General features: G+C 63.3%; 18 protein-coding genes and 1 pseudogene. 6 read left to right on the top strand and 13 right to left on the bottom strand.

The window, feature by feature from the left end; translation table 11 throughout:
- Positions 1 to 79 precede the first annotated feature (79 nt).
- From VRB54_RS00715 to VRB54_RS00690, 6 genes are all read right to left on the bottom strand, one after another.
- A complete protein-coding gene (locus VRB54_RS00715; protein ID WP_338479146.1) occupies positions 80 to 1525 on the bottom strand; it encodes an efflux transporter outer membrane subunit in 1446 nt (481 codons plus the stop codon).
- On the bottom strand, positions 1522 to 2412 hold the full coding sequence (locus tag VRB54_RS00710; protein ID WP_209987014.1) for an efflux RND transporter periplasmic adaptor subunit: 891 nt from the start codon (positions 2410 to 2412) through the stop codon (positions 1522 to 1524). The genes VRB54_RS00715 and VRB54_RS00710 overlap by 4 nt, the downstream gene beginning before the upstream one ends.
- Positions 2409 to 2618, bottom strand: a complete 210-nt coding sequence (locus tag VRB54_RS00705) for a DUF1656 domain-containing protein (protein WP_003231009.1) — start codon at positions 2616 to 2618, stop codon at positions 2409 to 2411. Before VRB54_RS00705 ends, VRB54_RS00710 begins: the two co-directional genes overlap by 4 nt.
- Positions 2615 to 4693 carry an FUSC family protein gene (locus tag VRB54_RS00700; protein ID WP_338479144.1) on the bottom strand — a complete coding sequence of 693 codons (2079 nt, stop codon included), beginning with the start codon at positions 4691 to 4693 and terminating at the stop codon, positions 2615 to 2617. Before VRB54_RS00700 ends, VRB54_RS00705 begins: the two co-directional genes overlap by 4 nt.
- The gene (locus VRB54_RS00695; protein ID WP_338481029.1) at positions 4690 to 5091 is read right to left on the bottom strand and encodes a MarR family winged helix-turn-helix transcriptional regulator; all 402 of its coding nucleotides are present in this window, start codon (positions 5089 to 5091) and stop codon (positions 4690 to 4692) included. Before VRB54_RS00695 ends, VRB54_RS00700 begins: the two co-directional genes overlap by 4 nt.
- 291 nt (positions 5092 to 5382) lie before the next feature.
- Positions 5383 to 6966: a glycosyltransferase family 39 protein gene (locus tag VRB54_RS00690; protein ID WP_338479143.1), complete on the bottom strand. Its 1584-nt coding sequence runs from the start codon at positions 6964 to 6966 to the stop codon at positions 5383 to 5385.
- Between the two features lie 180 nt (positions 6967 to 7146).
- Here VRB54_RS00690 and VRB54_RS00685 point away from each other — a divergent pair, with 180 nt between their 5' ends.
- Together VRB54_RS00685 and VRB54_RS00680 are read left to right on the top strand one after the other, a co-directional pair.
- On the top strand, positions 7147 to 9312 hold the full coding sequence (locus tag VRB54_RS00685; protein WP_338479141.1) for an outer membrane assembly lipoprotein YfiO: 2166 nt from the start codon (positions 7147 to 7149) through the stop codon (positions 9310 to 9312).
- Entirely contained in the window at positions 9309 to 10007 is a 699-nt protein-coding gene (locus VRB54_RS00680; RefSeq protein ID WP_338479140.1) for a DUF3142 domain-containing protein, read from the top strand. Before VRB54_RS00685 ends, VRB54_RS00680 begins: the two co-directional genes overlap by 4 nt.
- Before the next feature lie 302 nt (positions 10008 to 10309).
- Here the strand turns inward: VRB54_RS00680 and VRB54_RS00675 are convergent, their stop codons facing one another.
- The 7 genes from VRB54_RS00675 to VRB54_RS00645 form a co-directional block, all read right to left on the bottom strand.
- Entirely contained in the window at positions 10310 to 11755 is a 1446-nt protein-coding gene (locus VRB54_RS00675) for an efflux transporter outer membrane subunit (protein ID WP_338479139.1), read from the bottom strand.
- Positions 11752 to 12810: an HlyD family secretion protein gene (locus tag VRB54_RS00670; protein ID WP_338479137.1), complete on the bottom strand. Its 1059-nt coding sequence runs from the start codon at positions 12808 to 12810 to the stop codon at positions 11752 to 11754. The genes VRB54_RS00675 and VRB54_RS00670 overlap by 4 nt, the downstream gene beginning before the upstream one ends.
- 15 nt (positions 12811 to 12825) lie before the next feature.
- Positions 12826 to 14361, bottom strand: coding sequence for an MFS transporter (locus VRB54_RS00665; protein ID WP_338479136.1), 1536 nt, complete (start codon positions 14359 to 14361; stop codon positions 12826 to 12828).
- A 158-nt stretch (positions 14362 to 14519) separates the two neighbouring features.
- A complete protein-coding gene (locus VRB54_RS00660; protein ID WP_057009934.1) occupies positions 14520 to 15440 on the bottom strand; it encodes a LysR family transcriptional regulator in 921 nt (306 codons plus the stop codon).
- Positions 15441 to 15500: 60 nt separating this feature from the next.
- Positions 15501 to 16349: an ABC transporter permease gene (locus VRB54_RS00655; protein ID WP_231423642.1), complete on the bottom strand. Its 849-nt coding sequence runs from the start codon at positions 16347 to 16349 to the stop codon at positions 15501 to 15503.
- An 11-nt stretch (positions 16350 to 16360) separates the two neighbouring features.
- A complete protein-coding gene (locus tag VRB54_RS00650) occupies positions 16361 to 17212 on the bottom strand; it encodes an ABC transporter ATP-binding protein (protein ID WP_338479134.1) in 852 nt (283 codons plus the stop codon).
- Positions 17213 to 17234: 22 nt separating this feature from the next.
- Entirely contained in the window at positions 17235 to 18128 is an 894-nt protein-coding gene (locus VRB54_RS00645) for a TauD/TfdA family dioxygenase (RefSeq protein WP_338479132.1), read from the bottom strand.
- A 323-nt stretch (positions 18129 to 18451) separates the two neighbouring features.
- On the opposite strand from VRB54_RS00645, the gene VRB54_RS00640 reads away from it, so the two are divergent.
- The 4 genes and pseudogenes from VRB54_RS00640 (at position 18452) to VRB54_RS00625 (ending at position 24559) form a co-directional block, all read left to right on the top strand.
- Positions 18452 to 19150 carry a GntR family transcriptional regulator gene (locus tag VRB54_RS00640; protein ID WP_338479131.1) on the top strand — a complete coding sequence of 233 codons (699 nt, stop codon included), beginning with the start codon at positions 18452 to 18454 and terminating at the stop codon, positions 19148 to 19150.
- Positions 19151 to 19489: 339 nt separating this feature from the next.
- A pseudogene (locus tag VRB54_RS00635) lies at positions 19490 to 20247 on the top strand (DUF3050 domain-containing protein).
- Positions 20244 to 21191 (top strand): diiron oxygenase, encoded by a 948-nt coding sequence (locus VRB54_RS00630; protein ID WP_338479130.1) that lies wholly within the window; start codon positions 20244 to 20246, stop codon positions 21189 to 21191. Before VRB54_RS00635 ends, VRB54_RS00630 begins: the two are co-directional and overlap by 4 nt.
- Positions 21188 to 24559: an amino acid adenylation domain-containing protein gene (locus tag VRB54_RS00625; RefSeq protein ID WP_338479129.1), complete on the top strand. Its 3372-nt coding sequence runs from the start codon at positions 21188 to 21190 to the stop codon at positions 24557 to 24559. The genes VRB54_RS00630 and VRB54_RS00625 overlap by 4 nt, the downstream gene beginning before the upstream one ends.
- Positions 24560 to 24568: the final 9 nt, after the last annotated feature.

Genomic DNA, 24568 nt, shown 5'->3' with positions numbered 1-24568 from the left:
GGGACGCCCTATCAATCTCATACGGTGGGCGACAGACGTGCCGTCCAGGTGCACGCCAGCGCCTCGGACTCAAGGTGTGTCAAGGCGTTGCCGGGGCCTGGGATGCTTGGGTTCGTGCATTTTCCCAGCCGCCGCCCAGCGCCAGGAACAGGTCGATCTGGCTCATGGCAACCTGGGTGTTGGCGGCCGCCAGTTGCGCGCGTACATCGGTGTAGGTGCGCGTGGCTTGCAGGTCGGCCAGGAACGATGCGCGACCGGCCTGGAAGAAGCGATGGGTCTGCCCCGCCGCTTCCCTGGCGGACTCGCCGGCTTCGGCCAGCGCGTCGCGGCGCTGCAACATGGCGGTGTATTGCGCAAGGCCGGTCTGGGTTTCGCGGATGGCATTGAGCACCACCCCGTCGAAATGGGCCAGGGCGCCCTGGGTGGCGGCCTCGGCTTCATGGATGCGCGCGCGGGCGCCGTTGGTGGGGACGGTCCAACTGATCATCGGGCCGAAACCCCAGCGGTTGGTCGCTGGCGTACCGAGGTCATCGAGCAGGCCCACGGTGCCGACAGAGGCGCCGATGGCGATGTCCGGGTACAACGCGCCGGTGGCCACGCCGATGCGCGCGGTGGCGGCGGCCAGTTGGCGTTCGGCCTGGCGTACGTCGGGCCGGCGTTTGAGCAAGGCGGCGCCGTCACCCACCGGCAGCAACTGGGCGATGTGTGGCAGCTCGGCGCAACTGGCAGTGCCGGCCGGCAATTGATCCAGCGGCCTGGCCAGCAGCATCGACAGGCGGAACAACCCGGCCTGACGTGCGGCTTCATAGCGCGGCATGTCGGCACGCAAGGATTTGTATTGGGTCTGCGAGCGGGTTACCTGGGTTTCATCACCGCGACCGGCATCGCGCAGGCGCTGAGTGAGCCGGGTGCTTTGGCCTTGCAGGTCAAGGGACTCGTGGGCAATCGCCAGTTCCTCGTTGGCCGCACATACCCGCGTGTATGAGCGCACCACATCGGCCACCAGGGTGATGCGGGCGATATCGGCCGCAGCCTGGGCTGCGTCGGCATTGGCCTGGGCGCTCTCGATGCCGCGTTGCAAGGTGCCGAACAGGTCGAACTGGTAGGAGGTGGTAATGCCCACGCTGCCGATGTTGTCCACCGGGACCTTCTCGGGCTGCAGGAACGCCTCGCCAGACTCCTGCAAGCGCTGGGCTTCGGCCTTGGCGCCGGCACTCCAGCCGCCGGCGGACTCGGCCTGCTGGCTCTGGAAACGCGCGCGCTGCAGGTTGGCGGCGGCCACGCGCAGGTCGGTGTTGGAGGCCATGGCCTGGCGCACCAGTTCATCCAGGCGCGGGTCCTTATACAGCTTCCACCAGTCGGCCGGCACCGGCGCCGACACCACGTTGTCGCCCTCGCCCGCCATCGGCCCTTGCAGGTCTTTGCGGTTGACGGCGGCCGTGTCCGGCAGCGAGTAATCCGGGCCCACCACCTGGCAGGCCGACAGCAGCAACCCCAGCGCGGACGTGGCCAGAAGCCGTTTCATGGTTGCTCTCCGTCTTTAACCTTGTCGCCAATGATCGACACCGTGGCCGTGCGCCCGGCGATCATGCGAAAGTCGGCCGGCACGTCGTCGAAGGCGATGCGTACCGGAATCCGCTGGGCCAGGCGCACCCAGCTGAACGCCGGATTGACGTTGGGCAGCAGGTTGGAGCCGCTGCTGCGGTCGCGGTCTTCGATGCCGGCGACGATGCTCTGCACATGGCCGCGCAGGCGGGCGTTATCGCCGATCACACGGATATCCACGGCCATGCCGACATGGATGCCGTCGAGCTTGGTCTCTTCGAAATAACCGTCGATGTGGAAAGAGTTGCTGTCCACCACCGACAGCACCGGCCGCCCGGCGGTGACGAATTCCTGGCTGCGCGGCGCGCGGTCGTTGACGTAGCCATCCACCGGGCTGCGGATCACCGAGCGATCCAGGTTCAACTGAGCTGCGTCCACCGTCACTTGCGCTTCGGCCAGGGCCGACTGAGCGCGGGCCACGCGGGACTGGCTTTCTTCGAGTTGCTCGCTGGGCACGAGGTTTCCCAGGCCACGGTTACGCTTGTACTCGCGCTGGGCCTGGGCCAGGGTTTCCTGGCGGTCGGCCACGGCGGCACGGGCCTGACGCAGGGCGAGTTTGAAACGGTCCTGGTCGACGGCGAACAACACCTGGCCCTTGGTCACTGGCTGGTTGTCGTGCACGTCCACGCGCTGGATCAGCCCGGACACGTCCGGCGCAATCTGCACGATGTCGGCACGGATGTGCCCGTCGCGGGTCCAGGGGGCAAACATGTAGTACATGACCATGCGCCACACGACGACGACCGCAAACGTCACGATCAACAGCGTGAGGACCACACGGCCGATGGTCAAAAAAGGTTTTTTCATGTCATCAGGTATCGACTGAGTGAGTCCACCGCGCCCAGCATCAGCGCGTAGAGCCCCACATTGAACAATGCCCGGTGCCAGACCAGGCGATAGAAGTGCATGCGCGTCAACAGCCCGTGCACCACCAGAAACAACAGGTACGTAATGCCCATCAGCACCAGCAGCGTGGGCAGGAACACCCCGCTGATATCCAGATCACCGATCATAAAGGCGCTCCATCCGGCAGCGGCGCTTCCAGCTCCGTGCCACCAATGAATTCAACCCCCGGCAGCAGCGCCAGGCGCAGGCCGGCCAGGGCGTGCAGCAGGTGCAGGCGGGTGTCGTCGGCATCCTGCAGGCCCTGGCCGTTGAGGGCGCGACGGGTGCGGTCGAGTGTCATCAGCAGACCGCTGGGCGCGGGCAAGCGTTCACCCGCCTTGAGGCAGGCCTTGAAGTAGCCGCCCACGCCTTCCACCACCTGGTTGAGCAGCACCCGGGGCACGCCGAGGATGCGTGGCGAGTAGGCCAGCAGGTCGAGCAGGTTCAGCGCCACGCGCAAGTCGCGCAGGGCGATGCCGGTGTCCTGCCCGGTGAGGGCCAGGCGCGGCAGGTGTTGCATCAGGCGGTCGAGCATCTGCGCGGCCATGTGCCGGTGCTCGGCGAGGGTGGCGGGTTCGGTGAGGCTGACAATGTCACGCCAGCTGAACCGGGTCAGACGCTTGGCTGCCAGCTCGGCGCCGAAGGGCCGCGCGATCAGTGTCCACACAAAGGCAAACAGCAGGCCCACGGGCCCGGCCAGATTGACGTTGGCGAAGTTGAGAAAATCGGCGTCGTAGGCGCCCTGGATGCTGATGAACGACGAGGTGTTGACCAGCGTCAGCAGCATGCCCAGATAGAAGCGCGGCTGGACCGTGAGGGTGCCGATGCAGATGAACGGCACGGCGAAGGCCAGCACCAGCATCGGGAAGTCATGCAGGTTGGGCAGCACCAGAAACAGGTACAGGCTGGCGAACAGCACCGACATGGCGGTCCAGAAAAAGAACCGGTAAATCTGCGGCGCCGGGTCGTCCATCGTGGCGAAGAAGCTGCATGCGACGGCGGCGAGGATCACCGCGCTGCCGCCGTCGGTCCAGCCCAGCAGGATCCACAGCACCGAAGCGACGATGATTGCGCTGACGGTGGAAAACGCCGAGTAGAACATCAGGCCACGGTCGAGGAACGGCGTGAGTCGGCCCAGGCGCCAGTGGCGGTACACGGCGCGCCAGGTGTCCTGGCTTTCGCACTGGATGGCGGCTTGCAGGCTGCGGCAGTCCTGCCACAAGTCGACCCACTCGGCCAGGCGATAGAGCGCGTTGGAGAACAGCAACGTGTGGCGGTCGTTGAGTGCGTCGCCCTGGGGTTGCGCGGCGTCGATCTGGTCGCGCATCAAGCGCCAGCGTTCAAGGGGCGCGGTGTCGGTGGTGACTTGCAGCCAGGCGTCGGCCGCTTGCAGCAAGGGCATGAGGCGCTCGAGAAACTCGGGGGCGCGATGTTCGATGGCGTACACCGCGTCGTCCAGCGCGTCGATCACCGGCAGCAGGTGAATCATGCGCCCGCGCAATTCCTTGGTGTTGCGCACCGTCTGCGGCCGCGCGCCTTCATGGGGCAGCTGGCCGATCATCAGTTCGAGGGTGTTGAAGGTGGCGACCATGCCGCCACGCAGGTTGCTGACCTCCTCGGTGTCGACGCTACGCGTGAGGAAGCGCTGGCTGTAGACCTGCGCGTCGGCAAACCACTTGGCCACCGAACCGTCGAACACCGGCATCAGCCGACGCGGCCAGAACATCGCGCCGACCACGGCGGCCACGACGATGCCGAGGAAAATTTCTTCGGTGCGCGCTTCGGCCACATCCCACACTGCCAGGGGGTTATCCACCACGGGCAGCGCGATCAGCGGCAGGGTGTAGCCGGCGAGCATCAGGGCATAGTTGTTGGCGGTGCGCAGGTGCATGGAGAGGAACAGCAAGGTGCCGGTCCACAGCGCAATCACCACCACCAGGATGTAGGGCGACTGCACGAACATCGGCACGAACAACACCGCCGCCGCCGCGCCCATCAGGGTGCCGATGGCGCGGTACAGCGCCTTGGAACTGGTAGGTCCGACAAACGGGCTGGAGACGATGTACACGGTGGCCATCGCCCAATACGGACGCGGCATTTGCATGAGCATGGCGATATACAGCGCGATCATCGACGCCGCAAAGGTACGTACGCCGTAGAACCAGTCGCGAGCCGGCGGCATGCCGGTAAAAAATCCGTTCAAGGCGCCACCGCCCCCGCCGCTTCGAAGGCGCGCAGTACACGCAACGCGGCTTCGAGGTCGTTGCGGGGAATGTCGGCCAGCACTTCGCGGCGCAGACGCACCAGTTGCGCCTCCACCGCCTGCACCAGCTCACGGCCGCGCTCGGTGAGGCTCAAGGCCTTGGCGCGGCGGTCGTTGGCGTCTTCGGTGCGGCACACATAGCCGCCGCTGCACAGCTGGTCGAGCAGGCGCACCAGCGACGGGCTTTCCATGCCGGAGGCCTGGGCCACCTTGACCTGATGCACACCGTCGCCCAGGCGGCCGATCATCAACAGCGGCACGGCGCAGGCTTCGGAGATGCCATAACTCACCAACGTGGCCTGGCAGATTTTGCGCCAGTTGCGGGCGCCCACCACCATGCTGCTGCTGAGGTTGGTCTGAAGTTGTTCAAGGGATTGGGACACGGGAATGTTCGCATACAGTTAGTTTGCTAACTATCAATATGGTGGAAGCTGGCTTGAGCGTCAAGTTTTGAAACAGTTTGGCGGATGGGTGGTGGCAAAAAATGTGGGAGGGGGCTTGCTCCCGATGGTGGCGGGTCAGTGCTGGATGAGCTGACTGACACACTGCCATCGGGAGCAAGCCCCTCCCACATTTGGATCAGTCTTGGCTCCGGGGCTGTCGCGTCGAAGCCCAAGCCCAAGCCCAGTCTAGGGACAGCCCTCGGGCAACATCGACGGCACATTGCACAACACAAACAAGCGTGCCCTGGCGCCCCCGCCGTCCTGGCGACTGAGTTCGTGCCAGCCCTTGGGCAGCGGCGCGAATTCATCCGGCGCTTCGTTGCTGCTGATCAGCCATACTCGCCGGGTGCCGGCAGGCAGTGACGAGAGGTGGTCGAGGTAGATGCGCCCGCCGTCTTGATCCACAAGGGTGCCGAAGCCGTAGGCGTTCGGTCGCGTTGGCGTGCCGTCGGGTTTGGGCGGGGTGTAGAGCTGCAGTTGGGCGTCGGTCTGGTCGTAATAGACGTAGCTGAGGTACCACATCATGTCGCTGAGCACGATGCGATCGTCTTCCTGGTAGTTGCGATTGACGAACTCCACCGGCACGTTGAACTGGTCCTGCTCGTCCACCGTGAAGTTGTTTTTCAGCCCAACCAGTTCCACCCCCACCAGCAACACGAACAACGCTGCGCCCCACCACGACCCGCGGTCGATGAGCAGCGCCAGCAGGATCGGCAAGCCCAGGGCATACACCGTGAGATAGCGCTCAATGAATACCGGCGAGATAAACGACACGGCGTAGACCAGCAGCAGCGGCAGCAGGAAAAACAGCGCCAGCAGGCTGGCAGGTCGATAAGGTTGGCGGTCACGCCAGACGCTGACGCCAATCAGCGCAATCAATAGCAGGGGGAAACCCCAGAACAGCGGTCGCCATAGCGCCAGGCCTTCATCCTGCAACATGAATTGCCAGACCATCGATGGCACAGACAGCGCATTGACCGGATCTTCCCAGCCAATGTCACCGCCCACCTTGAGCTGGTCGACGTGCTGCACCAGGTCCAACAGGCCTGGCAACCAGGGCAGGTACGCCAGCACAATCGCGACGTTGGTCGCCCACCATGCCCGGCGCGTGATCAGGCGCTGACCGCAGGTGCCCAGCACCCCCAGATACGCCCAATGCACCAGCACGCACAGTGCGGTGAAGTAATGGGTGTAGAAACCTGCGGTCATCAGCAGCCCATAGGCCACCAGGTAGCGCGTGCGTTCGGGTTGGCGCACCCAGTACACCAGCGCCAGCGTGGCGCCCAGCAGCCAGACGCCCAACAGCGAATACATGCGCACTTCCTGGCTGTACCGCACCGCCGTCGGCAGCAGCGCCAGCAGTATGCCGGCCAGTACCGCCGCGCGCCGAGTGGACAACTGCCGCGTTAGCCAGATGCCCAGGCCCACGGCGAGCGCGCCCGGGAGGGCGCTCATGGCCCTGATCGAGCCGATGCTGTCGCCGAACAGTTCGATCCAGCCGCGCAGCAGGAAGAAGTACAGCGGCGGGTGTACATCGTGGGCCGCGTGAAACCACAGGTCGTCCACGGCGTATTCGCTGAGCAACAGGCTTGAGCCCTCATCGCCCCAGATGGCCGACGCCGTCAGGTTGTAGAACCGCAGGGCCATCGCCAGCGCCAGGAGCGGTACCCACCAAAGCTGGCTGATCCAGCCGGCACGTTCCAAGCCCAGTCGGTTGAGCGCGGGCAATGCCGCGATTTTTTCGTTTTGCTCTACCACAGACCGACGCACCTTGATTCCCCTGCCACTGCTCTGATTGCCGACACGCAAACCAACGCCACTTTAGGACAAATGCCCCCGATTCGCTTGTGCAATCGGACAAATCGACCAATTGCGCAGGACTTCACCGAAGCGCTGGTCGGATCACGCTATGATTGCCCTCCTCCAAGGACTCAGGCTCAAGGACACCTCATGCGCATCGGTTTTCTGTCACCCCTGGCACTGGCACTGCTCGCCGGTATTTCCCAGCAGGCGTTGGCCAGCTCGGACGACTCGTGCTACCCGGACTGGCGGGTGTCGCGTGACAGCCTGGACCCGTGCAACAACCTGCCCTTCCTGAGCCCGGGCAACGACAGCCGGGTCAACCTGCGCCTGCTGCTGTCCGACAAAAAGGTCGCCCCGCTGGCCCCCAACGCCCTGGACGACACCGACCGGGCCGAGGGATTCGGCCAGGTGCCGTTTGCGGTGTATCGCCTGAGCCCTGTGCCTGCCGGCGACGACGAACCGGACGACAAGCCCGACGACTCGCGCACCGCTGAACTGGACACGCTGCTCAAGACCCTGGGCATCAAGCGCGAGGACTACAAAACCGCCGGCGAAGCGTTTTTGAGCGGCGAAGGCAGCCGCTGCCGCAGCAACGACGATGACAGCGCCACGGCGTTTGTCAGCCAGGTGATCAAGGCCGATATGCCGGATACCGAACGCGTGCTGCTGGCCAGGGCGCGCCTGCAATTGCTCACTGCCTGCAGTTGGGATGGCGCGGTGGTCACCGGCGAAATCGAGTCCCCGAACGGCCGCCTGCTGCGCACCTACCTGCAAGCCGCCGCCGACTTCTACAGCGGACGCTTCAGTGAGGCCGAACGCGGTTTTGCCGCCGCCAGCGGCTCAACCCTGCCGTGGCTGCAGGAAACCGCGCTGTACATGACTGCGCGCACCGCGCTGAATCAGGCCCAGGCCGAAGCGTTCGACGAATACGGCATGCCGCAGCGCGAGCATGTGGATAAGTCCGCGCTGGGCAATGCCGAAAAGGGCTTGCTCGGCTATCTGCACACTTATCCACAGGGCCAGTACGCGACTTCCGCTCGGGGCCTGTTGCGCCGTGTGCATTGGCTGGCCAATGACGATGGCAAGCTCGCCGAGGACTTCGCCTGGCAAATGACCGAAGCCACCGCCGAGCAGCGCAATGTGTCCCTTGATGAACTGGTGCAAGAGGCCGACCTCAAGCTGTTGATCGACAGCAACGGCAGCCTTGAGAACCCGATGCTGCAGGCGGTCAACGACCTGATGCTGATGCGCGCCGAGACGCCGCCCAAACTGACCCGCGCCGACCTCGACAAACAGAAGGCCACGTTTGCCGACGAGCCGGCGCTGTACGCCTACCTGCAAGCGGCGTTTGCATTGTACGTCGAGCATCAGCCCGAGGCCGCCCTGAAACTGCTGCCCAAGGATGTGCCGTCGAGCCTGGATTACTTCGCCTTCAGCCAGCAGACCCTGCGCGGCTTGGCCCTTGAAGCCGGGCAGAATTGGAAAGCGGCGCAAGCCCTCTGGCTGCAACTATTGCCGCTGGCCAAACAGCCCCTGCAACGCGACCAGTTGGAGCTGGCCCTGGCGATGAACTACGAACGCAGCGGCGAGTTGGCCAAGGTGTTCGCGGCCGACTCGCCGATCAGCGCCAACAACGTGCGCTACCTGCTGCTGCGCAGCGTCGCCGGCCCCGACCTGCTGCGCCAGCAGATCGCCAAGGCCAGCGACCCGGTGGAACGCCACACCGCGCAATTCGTGCTGCTCTACAAGGACCTGCTGCGCAGCCAGTTCACCACCTTCGCCGACGACCTCAAGCAACTACCGGCCACGCCGCCTGAAGACAAACTTGGCACCAGCCTCGGCTACACCTATGGCGGCGGGCAAACCTTGAAACTGTTCCAGTGGAACGGCGACAAAGCCGAGTCCGGCTACACCTGCCCGAGCATCGCGCAAACCGCCGCGACCTTGCAGAACGACGCGAAAAACCCGCAGGCGCTCAATTGCTTCGGTGAGTTCATCCTGCGCAACAGCCTGGACGGCATGCCACTCGAGCAAGCCCGTGCCGCCGGCAGCCTGGGCAGCAGCGCGTCGAACTTCAGCGGTGAAACCTTCTCGCGCCTGGACGGCTACAAACAGGTGATCGCCAACCCCAAGGCGCCGAAAACCGACAAGGCCTACGCGCTGTTTCGCGCCATCAACTGCTACGCGCCCGCCGGCTACAACAGCTGCGGCGGCGAAGACGTCGCGCCGGCCGTGCGCAAGGCCTGGTTCCGCCAGCTCAAGACAGGCTTCGGCGACACCCAGTGGGGCAACGCCTTGCAGTACTACTGGTGAAACACCTGTGGCTGGGCCTGCTGTTGCTGGCAAGCACGGCCTTCGGCGCCGTCGACGCCCGCGACTATGACGCCTTCTGGCTGTGGAGCGGCGTCACGCCGCAGCCGGTGCTCAAACAGGCGAAGACGCTGTACATCCTTCAGGGCCAGATCAACTCCACCCGCCGCACGCCTGCCGTGCGTTTGATCGCCCAGGGCATGAGCGTGCCGCGTATCACCCAAGGCGAGGTCTGGATCGTCTACCGCGCCCACACCCTGCACTGGCCGGAGCGGGTCTACGCCCAATTGCTCGGCCAGGTGAAACGCTGGCGCGACGCGGGCAATCCGGTGGTCGGCATACAGATCGACTTCGACGCTCGCACCCAATACCTGCACGAATACGCGGAGTTTCTGCGCGACCTGCGCCAGCGCCTGCCGGCCGACCTGCGGTTGAGCATCACCGGCCTGCTGGACTGGGGCAGCAACGCCGATCCCGCTGCCATCGCCCAGCTCAAAGGCGTGGTGGATGAAGTGGTGGTGCAGACGTACCAGGGACGGCACAGCATCCCGGATTACGCGGCGTATCTGCCGAGGTTGAGTCGGATGGGGGTACCGTTCAAGGTAGGCTTGATTCAGGGTGGCGAGTGGCAGGCGCCGGCGTACTTGCGCGAGAGCGAGTGGTTTGGCGGGTATGTGGTGTTTTTGCGCAATCCTTAGCCCAGCAAATGGGCTATTTCAGGCAACCCCATTCCTGTGGCAAGCGAGTGTGTTGTGGCGAGCGGGCTTATTGTGGCGAGCGGGCTTGCCCCGCGTTGGGGTGCGAAGCGCCCCCAATCCAGCAAAACACGGTATACCTGAACCAGCGCGGAGCCTGGTTTTGGGGGCGCTTCGCACCCCAACGCGGGGCAAGCCCGCTCGCCACAACAAGCCTGGTGACCACAGAAAGCCTGGTGACCACAACAAGTCTGATCACCACAAAAAAGCCTGCTCACCGCAATAGTCACAAAGCGCGCCAAGGCTCAGCGCTCGGCTGTTTGCACCGGATACACCGACTCCCACCCGCCGCCCAGCGCCTTGTACAAACCGACCATGGCCAGCGACACGTCAGTGGAGCTTTGCACCCATTGCTCCTGGGTCGCCAGCAACGCGCTCTGCACGGTGAGGACGTTGACGAAATCCGCCACGCCTTCGACGTACTGGTGTTGCGCGGTGCTCAGGGCGATCTGGTTCTGGCGCACGGCTTCGGCGAGGCTGTCGCGGCGCAGCTGGCTGGCGTTGTAGCGGGTCAACTGGTCGTCGATCTCGTGCCAGGCACGCAGCACGGTGTGCTGATAGGCCAGCGCTGCCTCCTGCTGCTGGGCTTCGCGCAGCGTCAACATGCCTTGCAGGCGTCCGCCGTTGAACAGCGGCAGGCTGAACTGCGGGCCGAAGGCAAATGCGCGCGAGCCCCAGGAGCCGAAATCCGCCAGTTGCAGGGCCTGGGAGCCGAGGCTGCCGGACAGGGTGATACGCGGGTAGAAATCACCCTTGGCCACACCGATGTTGGCGGTGGCCGCATGCAGGCGCGCCTCGGCCTGGCGGATATCCGGGCGGCGTTCGGCCAACTGTGACGGCAGGCCTATGGCGACCTGACGCGGGGTTTGCGGCACGGCGGCATCTTTGGACAGTTGAGCGTGCAGGGCCTGGGGCGGCTCGCCCATGATCAGGCTGAGGGCGTTAATCAACTGATCCTGGCGTTGTTGCAGCTCCGGCAGGCGCGCTTCGATGGTGGCGACCTGGGCGGCGGCTTCGGCCACGTCCAGGTCGGTGGCGACGCCATCGGCCAGGCGCAGTTGCGAGAGCTTCAAGCTGTGCCGGGCGACGTCGAGGTTCTGCTCGGTGACGGCACGGGTGTTCTGCACGCCGCGCAGTTGGATGTAGTCCTGGGCGGTCTCGGCCAGCACCGACAGCAGCACGGCGCGGCGGTCGTCTTCGGCGACTTGCAGGGTGGCGTCGGCGGCCTCGGTCTCGCGCTTGACGCGGCCCCAGAAGTCCAGCTCCCAGGCGGCGGAGACGCCCGTGTCCCATTGGTTGAACGCCGAGCGGCCGTTTTCTCCGGAAGGGTCGTTCAAGCCTTCACCACTGTTGCGCTTGCGCTGGTAGCCACCGCCTGCCGCGAGGTTGGGGTAACGCCCGGCCGTGGTCACCTGGCGCACGGCGCGGCTTTGCTGCAAGCGGCTGCCGGCCAGTTTCAGGTCGAGGTTGTCGGTGAGGGCGCGGCGTGTGAGGGCAGACAGTTGCGCGTCATGGAACACGTCCCACCAGCGCTCCTGCAGCGGATCGGCCACGGCGCGGCTGTCGGCCTGACGGCCCTGAGGTTCGCGCCAACGCTCGACGTGCGGCCCCTGGGGCGTGTGAAAGTCCGGGCCGACGGTGCAGGCACTCAGGCTGATGACGCTCAAGGCGAGCCAGGCAAAACGTGTCATTGCTGGGCCACCTGACGCGGCTGCGCGACGGGTTGGGTGTCGACGCTGGCCTCCACCGACATGCCCACCCGCAGACGCTCGGTGAGGGGCTGGCCGGGTTCGAGGATGATCTTCACCGGGATGCGCTGCACCACCTTGGTGAAGTTGCCGGTGGCGTTGTCTGGCTTGATCGAGGCGAACGTCACACCGGTGGCCGGCGCCAGGCTCTCCAGATGACCGTTGAGCAACTCGCCGTCGAGGCTGTCGACGCGCACCTGCACCGGTTGGCCGGCGTGCATGTGCGACAGCTGGGTTTCCTGGAAATTGGCCACCACATAGGCCTCGCTCAGCGGCACCACGGCGAGCAGCTTGCTGCCCGGCGTCACGTAGGCGCCGACCCGCACCGCGCGCTCACCGACCATGCCGTCCACCGGCGCGACGATGCGCGTGTAGGACAACTGATAGCTGGCCATTTCCAACGCTGCCTGGGCGCGCTTGAGCCCGCCTTCCGCCGCATCGCGCTGGGCACTGAGGATTTCCACCTGCTTGCGTTCGGCCGCCAGCACCGCGGTGGATTTGGCCAGGCGCGCGGTGGCCTGGTCGATGCGGGTTTTGGCTTGCTGGGCGTTCTGCACGGTGCCCGCGCCCACGCCGGCGAGGTGGTTGTAGCGGTTCAGCTCGTGCTCGGCGAACGCTACTTCGGCGCGGTCTGCCGCCACGGTGGCCTGGGCCTGGGCGATCACCGAGCTTTGGCGCTCCAGGGTGGCGCCGGCGTTTTTAAGCTGGGCTTGGGCAACCAGTGCATCGGCATCGGCGGCCTGGGCGGCGGCGCGAAAATCGCGGTCGTCGATCAGCGCCAGCAGTTGGCCGGCCTTGACCTGCTGGTTGTCTTCCACCAGCACCTCTTTGATAAAGCCGGCCACACGTGGGGCGATCAGGGTGAAGTCGGCGGCGACGAAGGCATCGTTGGTGGTCTGACGCGCGTTGCCCAACAGGCCCGGCGTGAGCAGATACACCAGCACGCCGACGGCAAATACAGCGATAACGGAGACGGCAATTTTGTCTTTGCGTTTCATGGGGAGTCCTTGAGGCTATGTCGGTGCGCGAGGCGGATAGATCCGCGTGGGCATCCAGAAAATCAGCAGGATCAACGCCACCGCGACACCGGCCATGACGACATACAGATCCGAAGAGGTGAGCACCACGGCCTGTTCGTGCAGGCGGTGAGCCAGGCCCGGCGCATCGCCGTCGGCCAGGGGCGAGTTGCCCAGGCGATCCACCAGCGTGGTGGAGTGGAAGTGTTCGCGGCGGGTGGTCAGGGTTTCGAGCACTGCGGCGGCGATCACCGCAGACAGGCCTTTGACGGTGTTGAACCAGGCCGAAGCGAACGGCCCGTCAACGGGCTGGATGCTGCCGGTGGACAGCATCAGCAATGGCAGAACCGCCATCGGTTGCCCGATGATTTGCAGCAGGTACCAGCCATAGAAATCGTCGCGAATCCACGCCGAGGTCAGCTGCGAACTGCCCAGGCAACTGAGCACCAGCAGGCTCAAGCCGAGCCCCAGCACCCAACGGCAATCGACCCGACGCAGGTTGCACAGCGCCGCCACCAGCGGCAGCGCGATCAATTGCGGCAGGGCCATCAGCAACATCACCGGCGCGGTCTGCAGCGGCCTGTAGCCCTGCACCTGGGCGAGGAAGCTCGACGGGATGATGATCACCGAGGTCAGCACCATCAGCACGCCGGCCAGTACGATCAGGGCAAACGCCAGGTTGCGCAGGCCGAGCATCTGCACATTGAAAAACGGCAGCGGCTGCGACCACTCATTGAGCAGGAACAGCACCAGCAACAGGGTGCCGCCGCTGAGCAGGAAAGTGATGAGGCCGGACTCGAACCAGTCCAGGCGGTTGCCTTGCAGCAGGCCGATCACCAGCATGCAGATCGCCGGAAAGCCCAGCAGCAGGCCGCGCCAGTTGAACTGCCTGAAGCGCTCCAGGCGCAGCGGGTCCTGCGGCAAACCGTAGGCCACCGCCGCCATCGCCAGCAGGCACGGCGCGACGATCTGCCAGAACGCCCACTGCCAGCCCACATACTCGGTCCACAGCGCCGCCAGCGGCGTACCGAGGCTCGGGCCGAAGGTGGCGGTGAGCGCGTAGCCGGCCAGGCCATACAGCTTGATGTTGGCCGGCAGAAAGCGCAGCGCCACCGACATCAGCATCGGCGGCAATGCGCCGCCGGCCAGGCCTTGCGCGGTTCGCAGCAGCAGCAGGCTTTGATAATTGGGCGCAAACGGGCAGAGGATGCCCAGCAGGGTGAACAGGCCGATGGCGCACAGGGTGAAACGGCGCAGGGAGAAAGTCACCGCACACCAGGGCGCGAAGGCCATGGCCGCCACGGAGGTGGCGGTGTAGGCCGCGACCAGCCAGGTGCCTTCGTCATAGCCGATGAACAGCGCGCCGCGGATATCGGCGAGGGCGATCTTGGTGACCATGTCGTTAAGGCCGGACACCAGCACCGCCAGCAGCACACCGACCAGGCCGATGATGATGCGCAGGCCGAACACCGGCGGATTGAGCGCGACAGGTCTGGCTGCGGCCTGCAGGGCGGGAGCAGCGAGGGAGGTCATGTACGGGTAACTCGGAATGATAGATACCCGAGCAGTTTAAGCAGCTATACACATGACAAAAAGTTACTTATTGGCAGGGTATAAGTGCACGCAACACAATCAACTGTGGGAGGGGGCTTGCTCCCTCCCACAGTTGATTGTGTTCGGCTTTGAAATGGTCAGGTGGGCTGAGCTTCGAGCCAGGTGGCCTGGCAGCTTTCGCGAAAGGTTTCGCGCAGCCATTTGTGCGCCGGGTCCTTGTCGAAACGCGGGTGCCAGGATTGGGTCAGCATCAGGGTCGGCAGCGAGATCGGCAGGGCGAAGGCGCGCAGCGGCAGTTTCAGGCGCTTGACACTCAGGAGGGCTTCCTTGGGTACCGGTAACAGCAGGTCGGAGTCGGGCAGCATGAACATCGCGCCGTGAAACCCCGGGGCGATCATCGCCACGCGGCGCTCCAGGCCCTGGGCGTTCAAAGCGGTGTCGATGGGCCCGCGCGCGATGCCACGGCGCGAGATGCTGATATGGGAATAACCGGCGAACCGTTCAGCGGTGATTTCCCCGTCGAACAACGGGTGGCCTTCGCGCGCCAGCCCGACAAAGGTGGTGGAGAACAGGTTCTGCACCTTCACCTCAGGGGTGACGGGCAGCGTGTTGCTCACCCTCAGGTCCAGGCGCCCTTCGCGCAGGGCTTCATCGTCGGTGTCGCCTTCGGGCACGAAGTACAGTTCGCACAGTGGCGCCATGCGCTCCATGGTGTCAAACAGCCTGCCGCCATACACGCCGATGAAGAAGTCGTTGGCGCGCACGCTGAAGCGGCGCCGCAAGGTGCTCAAGTCCACCTGGTCGGCCGAGCGAAACAGCAGCGCGGCCTGCTCCACGACATTACGCACCTGGCCTTGCAGTTGCAGCGCCTTGGGCGTGGGCACCAGGCCGCGTCCGGCGCGCACCAGAATCGGGTCGCCCACCGCCTCGCGGATACGCGTGAGGGTGCGGCTCATGGCCGCCGGGCTGAGGTTCATCCGCCGTGCGGCGCCGACCACGCTGCCTTCATCGAGCAAGGCGTCGAGGGCGACCAGCAGGTTCATGTCCGGTAATTGCATGCCAGGCACTCGCGGTCGTAAAAGCGTGAATTGGCCGCAATCCTAACAGGGATGGCCGGCCTAGCGCTGCATGCCCCAGCGTTTCACCGTGAGCCGCTCGAAGGTGTCGAACACCAGGTTTTCCACCAGCAGGCCAATCAGAATCACCACGGCCAGGCCGGCGAATACCTTGTCGGTGTACAGCTCGTTGCGATTCTGGAAGATGTACCAACCCAGCCCGCCCTTGCCGCTGGTGGCGCCAAAGACCAGCTCGGCGGCGATCAAGGTGCGCCAGGCAAAGGCCCAGCCGATTTTGAGGCCGGCGAGAATCGACGGCAGCGCAGCCGGGATCAGAATGAACAGCACGAAGCGCATGCCCTTGAGGCCATAGTTGCGACCGGCCATGCGCAGGGTTTCGGACACGCCAAGGAACCCCGAATAGGTATTGAGCGCCAGCGCCCACAGCACCGAATGCACTAGCACAAAGATCAGGCTGTTCTGGCCCAGACCGAACCACAACAGCGCCAGCGGCAGCAACGCAATCGCCGGCAGCGGGTTGAACATCGAGGTCAGCGTGCTCAACAAGTCGCGGCCCAGTTGGGTCGAGACGGCAAGCGTGGTCAGGGCAAAGGCCAGCACGATGCCGATCAGGTAGCCCTTGATCAGCACTGCCAGGGAGATGCTGACCTTGCTCAGCAGTTCGCCGCTGAGCAGGCCGTCGTAGAGCGCGTGGAAGGTCTGCAAAAAGCTCGGCAGCAGCAGGTCGTTGTTCTGATAGCGCGCCACCGACTCCCAAATGACTGCGAGCACGATCAGGATCAGGCCCTTGCGCAGCCAACCTTGTTGCCACAGGCGCTGACGCAGCGGCAGTTCGCGTTCCACCGGCACGCTGAGCAGCGGTTCGAGGGTTATTTCGTATTCTTGGCGCATGGGGCGACCCTTTAATAAGCGATGCGGATATCGGCGAATCCCAACTCACGTTCGGCCTCGGGGGCTTCATCGAACAGCAGGCGATGAATGCGCCGCGCCGAGGCCTGGAAGTCCACACTGCCGAGGCTGTGCAGGTCGTATTGGTGGCTGTGGATTTCTGCGCGCACGCGCCCCGGGTGGGGCGACAACAGGAGGATGCGGTTGCCGACCACCAGCGCCTCTTCGATGGAATGGGTGACGAACAGCAGGGTGAAGCGCACTTCTGCCCAGAGCAGCAGCAGTTCTTCCTGCATCTTGCGGCGGGTGAGTGCGTCCAGGGCGGCGAAGGGTTCGTCCATCAGCAGAATTTTGGGCTGCATGGCCAGGGCGCGGGCAATGGCCACGCGAGCTTTCATGCCGCCGGACAAGGTGTGCGGGTAGGCATCGGCAAAGGCACTGAGGCCGACTTTGTCGAGGTAGTGCAGCGCGCGTTCTTCGGCTTCGCGGCGCTTGAGGGTTTTGGACGCCAGCAGCGGGAACATGACGTTCTGCTTGACGGTTTTCCAGGGCGGCAACTGGTCGAACTCCTGGAACACCACGATGCGATCCGGTCCGGGTTGTTCGACCTTTTGCCCCAGCAGGCGAATCTCGCCTTCACTGGGCTTGATAAACCCGGCGATGGACTTGAGCAATGTGGATTTGCCGCAGCCCGACGGGCCGAGCAACACGTAGCGGTCAGCCGGGTCGATCTCGAAACTGACCTGGTGCGTGGCGCGCACTACCCGCTCGGGGGTGCGGTATTCGAGACTGACGTTGTCCACCGCCAGCAACGGTTGGGCGGTGCTCAGGTTGCTGGCCGCGTGGCCTGGCAAAGGCGCGTTCATTTCAACTCTCGTGCGATAGGGTTCAGAAAGGCGCATCGCCCTGGATGGTGGTGCGGAACAATTTGCGCCGCAGATGGCTGGGGCAACCGGCGGCGAGGTGAATCAGCGAGCGGTTGTCCCAGAACACCATGTCGTGGGGTTGCCATTGGTGGCGGTAGATGTTTTCCGGCAGCACACTGTGGGCGTAGAGCTGGGCCAGCAGGTCGCGGCTTTCGTCATCGGGCAGGCCGACGATGCGGGTGGTGAACCCTTCACTGACGAACAGCGCCTTGCGGCCGTTTTCCGGGTGGGTGCGCACGATGGGGTGCACCACTTCCGCCACTTGGGCCAACTGCTCCGGGGTGAGCGTTGGGCGCCAGTTACCTTCGAATTTGGTTTCGCTGTAGCGCGCCGTATAGGAGTGCGCAGCGCTGCGGCCTTGCACGGCGTTGCGCAGGTGCTCGGGCAACTGGTCCCAGGCTTTGTGCATGTCGGCAAACAGGGTGTCGCCGCCTTCGGAGGGCAGCTCCTGGGCGTGCAGCATCGAACCCAGGCTCGGCAGCTCCTTGTAGGAGAGGTCCGAGTGCCAGAATTTACCCGCATCTCCCAGGCCGATGGATTGGCCGTTTTCCAGGATGTTGGAGACGATCAGGATTTCCGGGTGATTGGCTAGCAGAAACTGTTTGAGCACGTGAATCTGCAACACGCCGAAACGGCGGCTGAAGGCGATCTGCTGTGCGGGGGTGATGCGCTGGTCGCGGAATACCACGACGTGATGGTCCAGGTGCGCGCGGTGAATGCGCGCAAACTCTTCGTCGCTGACCGGGCGGGACAAGTCCAGGCCAATGACCTCGGCACCGACGCTGCCGGACAGTGGACTAATCTCGAACGATTGGGGGGTATGGTTCGCTGTTGGAACAGTAGAGGCGGCGGACATGAAGTGACTCCCGGTCGGACAGGAGAGTGACTTTATAGACATAAGAAGGTCAGTTTAAATACCATTAGTGAATAACTATAGACGTTAATGTGTTCATCAAGAGGCTGGGCCGGCTACGCTGAGGGAGTAAGGAAAGGTGGCGAATCATTCAGTTGTTGCTGGCGTGTAAGACGTCGCAAAACCATGGTGTGGGCCTCGAGAGCCCCGTGTTTAAGCACTTACAAGCCGAAAACCTTGGTCGTTTGACAAGCTTTTGAGCTGTCTCTAGTGTGCTTTGGATCCAATTAGCCATACTTATTTTAAAAAGGGAGGAGAGCGTAGCCGTGACGCAGAAGTCGAACCTGTTGAACAGCATTAAGATCAGCGGACCTATCCCCGCTCATCTTGCTCGTTCCGTAATTGAAGAAACCTTGCGCAACGCCATTCTCGATGGCCGATTGCCCTGCGGCACCGCCATGCGCCAGCAGGAACTGGCCAGCCTGTTCGGCGTCAGCCGGATGCCGGTGCGTGAGGCCTTGCGCCAGCTGGAAGCGCAGTCATTGCTGCATGTGGTGACGCACAAGGGCGCCGTGGTGGCTCCCCTGATCGAAGACAACTCGGCTGAAACCTACGCCTTGCGCATATTGCTTGAGTCCGAAGCCCTGCGTCTGTCGATCCCTTTGCTCACCGAGGCCGACATCGCCGAGGCCGAGACATTGATCAATGCCCTAGAGCGGGAAAAAGACTATACCGAGATCGGACGCCTGAACCGCCTGTTCCACATGGCACTGTATGGCAAGGCGCCCAATCAGCGGCTGCTCAATCTGGTCGAACATGGCCTGAATGAAGAAGAGCGCTTCCTGCGCTTCAACCTGGAAGCGATGGGGCTTGGCGAGACGTCCCAGGAAGATCACCGCACACTGCTGAGCCTGGTGGCACAGAAGAAGACCGATGAGAGCATCCTCACCCTGCGCAATCACCTGACGCGAGGAATGGAAGTCATATCCGCCTATCTCAATAGCCTTGAAACAGCCGACAAGTAACCTCATGCAGTTTGGGGCCCCCTTGCATCAGGGGAAGCCCCACGCCGACACAACTTGATTGAGCCTGCGCAGGTTTAAGAAACTTCTCACACTTAAGTAACCAACTCACTCACAACACGTATTTTCTCGAAAAACTTTTAATATATTTGCAAGCTCATCCAAACGTTTAATCCGCTTATTATCCTGCACCACTAAACCAGACACTTAAACCGGCCGCGCAAGCCCCTGCCCAGGTGCTGCCAAAAGCTCGGGCCGGCAAAAATCCCGACTGTCCATTTCAAGTTTAATAACAGTCCTTCTGTCTTCAGCGCAGTCGCAACAAACTTATAGGCATCAACCATGCATCCAACTTTACTTGAGCAGAAAAAGCTGCAGCTGTGCAGTCATCCTTTATTTAATGAAATAACTTCACTCAGCAAGTTACAACTTTTTATGCAGAGCCATGTATTCGCTGTGTGGGACTTTATGAGTCTCACCAAACGCCTGCAACGGGACCTGGCTGGCACACAGTTGCCCTGGCTCCCCCCGACCGACCCTCAGGCCGCTCGGCTGATCAATGAGATCGTGCTGTGTGAGGAATCGGATGAACATCCGGGGGTGGCCATTGCAGCCATTTCGAGCTGTACCGTGAGGGCATGCTTGAAACAGGTGCCAGTACTGTAGCTATCGATCGTTTCGTCATGCTGCAACGCCAGGGAGTAGACGCTCAGGTGGCGTTGCAAACATTAGAGAGTCTGCCCGGCACGGCACGGTTTGTCGGCAGCACGCTGCACACCGTACTCGACGCACCTACCCACTGTGTTGCGGCGGCCTTCCTGCACGGCCGCGAGAGCGTCATACCGGCCATGTTTAAACGCCTGTTGCAAGGCAGCGCAGCGTGGATCGGCCAGGCGCCGATGCTGCGCCATTACTTCAACCGCCACATTCAATTGGACGCTGAGGACCATGAACCCGGCGCGCGGGCGATGCTTGAGCGCCTGGTCGGTGGGGACTTGCATCGCCAGCAACAGGCTGACGCGTTCGCCTTGAGCGCGGTTGAACAGCGTATCCATTTCTGGGACGACCTGCGAGCCTCGCTGCAGGAGGTGCACCCATGAGCATCACGGATTACTGCTCCATCGCTGACGACTGGGAACGCCGCGCAACCATCCGCACCCGCCCGCGCCGTCTGCTGGAAGACGATGACAAATTGATCTTCCCGCTGTGCCGCCAGCCGCTGGTATTGAGTGCGACGTTCATCGAACACTGCGCACAATGGCGGGACTTTGTGCTGGTACAAAGCTTTTACAAATACATCAATGACGTGGTGATTTTCGAGACTGAAATTGTCGACAGGACCGCCCGCAGCATTGCCAAGAACCACTTCACACCGCCCTTCCCCCTTGCCTGTCGCTACGACGCAATGTCCGTCGTGGTGGACGAGGATTACCACGCACTGGTGGCGTTGGGCTTCCTGCAGCAGACCGTGAGCATGACTGGCATCCAGCCCCTCGGCCTGCCCGGGCAGATCGAACTCAGCCGCGCGCTGCCGGCAGCGCAGGCACAGGCGCCCACTCATCTGCGCGATGCCGTGGAGCTAATTGGCGTGGCGATTGCCGAAAACACCGTGACCCATGAGGTGGCGGCGTTTTCCAGGGACGACAGTGTCAAGTCGTCCATCCGCGGCATGATGGCCGATCACCTGGTTGACGAAGGCCGCCATGCCCGTTTCTGGACAAATCTGGTGCATCTGTATTGGCAGGCGGCCAGCCCGGCTGATCGCGACAGCATTGCTCATGCGCTGCCGACGTTTCTGATGCACTACCTGACCAACGATCTGCAAAAAACCTTCGACCTGCAATTGATCGAACACCTGGGTGTCAGCGCGCGCGTCCGTGAGGCCTTGAGAGACGAGGTAGAGGCGCTGGCGTTTCCCATCACCCGCCAGCACCCACTGCTTGGCAATATCATGAAATTTTTGCAGCACAGCGGTCTGCTTCAAACGCCAAGCGTGGCAGCGGCCATGAATGACTATCTGTCGCCGGCAGGGAGAGCGGCATGAGGTGCCTGACAATGGGATGGGTCGGCACGAGCAAGGCGCTGAGCGCCGTGCGTGCAGAGCTCGAAGCATATGGTCATCGGTGCGCAGACGAGGGCGTTGATCTGGTGATCGATGACGGCAGCCAGCCACTGCCGATACGTTGGGCGTGCACACCGCGCCTGAGTCTGCGACTGGGGATCGGCTCACCGACCGTGTCCGAACTGCCTGTGCTGCAGTTGCGCAGCTATAACCATGACCATTGCCTGGTGGCCGTGCTGGACATTGCCGAAGAACCCAGCGGGAACGGCCAGCACTTGTGTCGCCGAGCGACACGCGTGCTGGTGGAGTGGATGGCTCTGCAGGTGAGTCGCTTTGCACGCGACCCGCAGCTGCGTGCATCGCCCACCTCCGCCAGCGACTGGCCTGACCAGGACTTGCAGAGCCTGGATGCGCTGGCCTACCTGCATCGGTTCAATTGCACGGCAGATCCGGAACTGCTGCGGGCGGCGCAAGTGCCGATTATCGAGCGACTGCAGGCCAGCCTCATCACCTTCGCTGAGCGGCCGGCGCTGAATGTAGCGGGCGAGGTTGTCACTTACCGGCAACTGCAGACGCAGGCCTGGGCGATCCAGCAACGACTGGCGGCACTGCTGGAGGGTGTGGAAGGTTCAGCGATCGTCGGGGTCTGCCTGGAAAAGTCTGCCGCGTTGTACGCGAGCATCCTTGCGATTCTCGGCTGCGGCGCAGTCTACCTGCCACTGGCTGCGCAGCTTCCTATTCGGCGCCAGCAGCTCATGCTGGAAAGCGCAGGCGCCCGTGTGTTGCTGGATGAGGGCAGCCACCCGCTGCGTGAACGCTTCATGGCGCTGGATGTGCGCTGTGCCGATCGGCAAGACGCCACGCAACCGCTGCCGCACCCTCGGCCAGACCCAAGCGCACCGTGCGCCGTGTTCTTCACGTCCGGCACCAGTGGCAGACCAAAAGGCGTGCGGCTCAGCCAGGGCAACCTGGCGCACTTTACTGCCTGGTTCGGTCGCTGCATGGCGTTGAGTGAACAGAGCCGCGTGCTGCAGTTCGCCGCGTTGAACTTTGATGCCTCGCTGATGGATATTTTCCCGAGCCTGATTGCCAGCGCGCAGTTGATCATTCCCAGCGAGGCGCAGCGGCGTGACCCGCAACAATTGGTGGAGTTGATTCGCCAACAGCACATCACCCACGCGTTCCTGCCACCGGCGCTGCTCGGTATCCTGCCGCTGGATGAGCCGCTGGGTCTGACTCACCTGCTAACCGGGGGCGAAGCGTGCGAACCCCATGTCATCGAACGTCTGGCCGGCCAATGCCACCTGCACAACCTCTATGGCCCCACCGAAGCCACGGTCCTGGTGACGCATCGCCTGCTGCAGCGCGCAGATGGCAACACCAGTGTGGGCCGGCCAATCGCCAACAGTCAGGTGCTGATCCTCGACGAGGACATGCAGCCGGTGGATGAGCAGGTGATGGGCGAGCTGTATATCATCGGGCCCGGGGTGAGCCTTGGGTACTTGAGCTCCACGCCGGTACTCGACAGCCCCTTTGTTGAGCTGACACTGCCGGACGGTCAGGTTGTCAGGACCTACCGCAGTGGCGATCTCGCGAAATGGACGGACGACGGTATAGAACTCGGTGGGCGCCGTGATGATCAGGTGAAGATTCGCGGCATGCGGATCGAGCCGCAGGAGATCGAGCACTGCCTGCGCGAGAGTCGGCTGTTTCGTCAGGTTGCGGTGGTGATCGAGCGTGACGGCAGGATTCGTGGGGTGGTCGCCCATCCAGAGGCCGGTGCTACGCTGGTCGATCTCAAGCAGCACGCGCGGCAATGGTTGCCTGATTACCTGCAACCAAAGGTGTGGGCCGAGCTGCCTGCCTTGCCCTGCTCCGGCAGCGGGAAGATCGACCGTCAGGCCTTGCTGGCGTTGCCGGTTCAAGGGTCATTGGCTGGCGATGGCCGCACTGCGCATACGTCCCTTCAACGGAAACTGGCGCGGCTGTGGAGTGAATTGCTACGGGTGCCTGTGGATGATCTGGGGCTGGATGACAGCTTCTTCAACCTCGGTGGGCACTCCATTTTGCTGTCGACTTTGTTGCTGAGAATTCGTGAGCAATTCGGCCGCAGTGTGCCGTTGAATCGCTTCTTCGAAGTGCCGACGATCAGTACGCTCGCCTTGCTGATGCAGGACAGTGCGCTGCCAGACGCAGCGTACGGCCAGGCCGTGCGCGATGCTCAGCGTAAACAGGCACTGACGGTGCTGCCCGAGACTCGGGCTGGTGATAGACGCAAGGTGATTGTGACAGGGGCCAACAGTTTTATCGGCGTACATGCCGTCGAGGCATTACTGGCAGGCGGCGCAACAGCAGTAGCGTGTCTGGTGCGTGAGTTGCCGGGTCAACCGGCAGCCAGCAGATTCAGTCAGGCACTGAAGGAGTATCGCCTGGAACATCTGGACCTGAGTCGGGTGCGTGTGTATCCGGCTGATGTCAGCCAGCCACGCCTGGGGCTGGCGTGCGAGGTGTATGACGCGCTCGCGAGGGACTTTGGCGTGCTGGTGCACAACGCTGCACAGGTCAATCATGTGATGGACTATGGGTCGCTGGTACCGGACAACGTCGACCCCGTGCGGGAATGTTTGCGCCTGTGCGAGACCCACTGCAAGAAGGTTCTGAACTTCATCTCGACGCTGTCCGCATGCAGCAGCATTGATGCCGGGGGCTACGTTCTGGAGTCACCCGCGGCGGCGACACTGCCGATCTACATCAAGAATGGCTACAACCTCTCCAAGTGGGTGGCCGAGCGGCTGTTGGGACGTGCGGTGGCGCAAGGCGCGTGGGTCAATATCCTGCGTCCGGGCAACATCAGTTTCAACAGCCGCAACGGTGTTTGCCAACCCCGGAAAAATCGCCTGATGCTGATGCTCAAGGGATCGCTGCAATTGGGTCTGATGCCCCGTCAGGAGGTGAACTTCGACCTGATGCCGGTGGACTTTTTTGCACGCTTTCTCGCTTTTCACTGTGGCCAGTTCGACTGCGAGCGCAGCGTCTTCAACCTGCACAACCCGCAGTCGCTGAGTTGGGACGACTACCTTAATGCATTCAGTCAGGCGGGACACGCCTTCGACCGCGTCAGTGTCGTGCGCTGGCAACAGGCGTTGCGCACAGTCGATCGCGACAACGCGTTATTCGGGGTGCTGGGGTTTTACCTGGATGGGCCAGGCGAGGACATCGGCGACACCTCGATGATCCGGCACGACAACGCACGTCGTGGCGTGAAACAAATGGGCGCGCACTACCCCGAGAAAAGTCCAGCGCTGCTGCGTCGGGGCTGTGACTACCTCAAGGCTGTGGGCTTTCTTTGAACTGCTTTT

This window comes from Pseudomonas trivialis (assembly GCF_036864995.1).
Taxonomy (GTDB): domain Bacteria; phylum Pseudomonadota; class Gammaproteobacteria; order Pseudomonadales; family Pseudomonadaceae; genus Aquipseudomonas; species Aquipseudomonas trivialis.
Note: the sequence above shows the minus strand (reverse complement) of the source record. Positions and strands in the feature narration are given on the sequence as shown.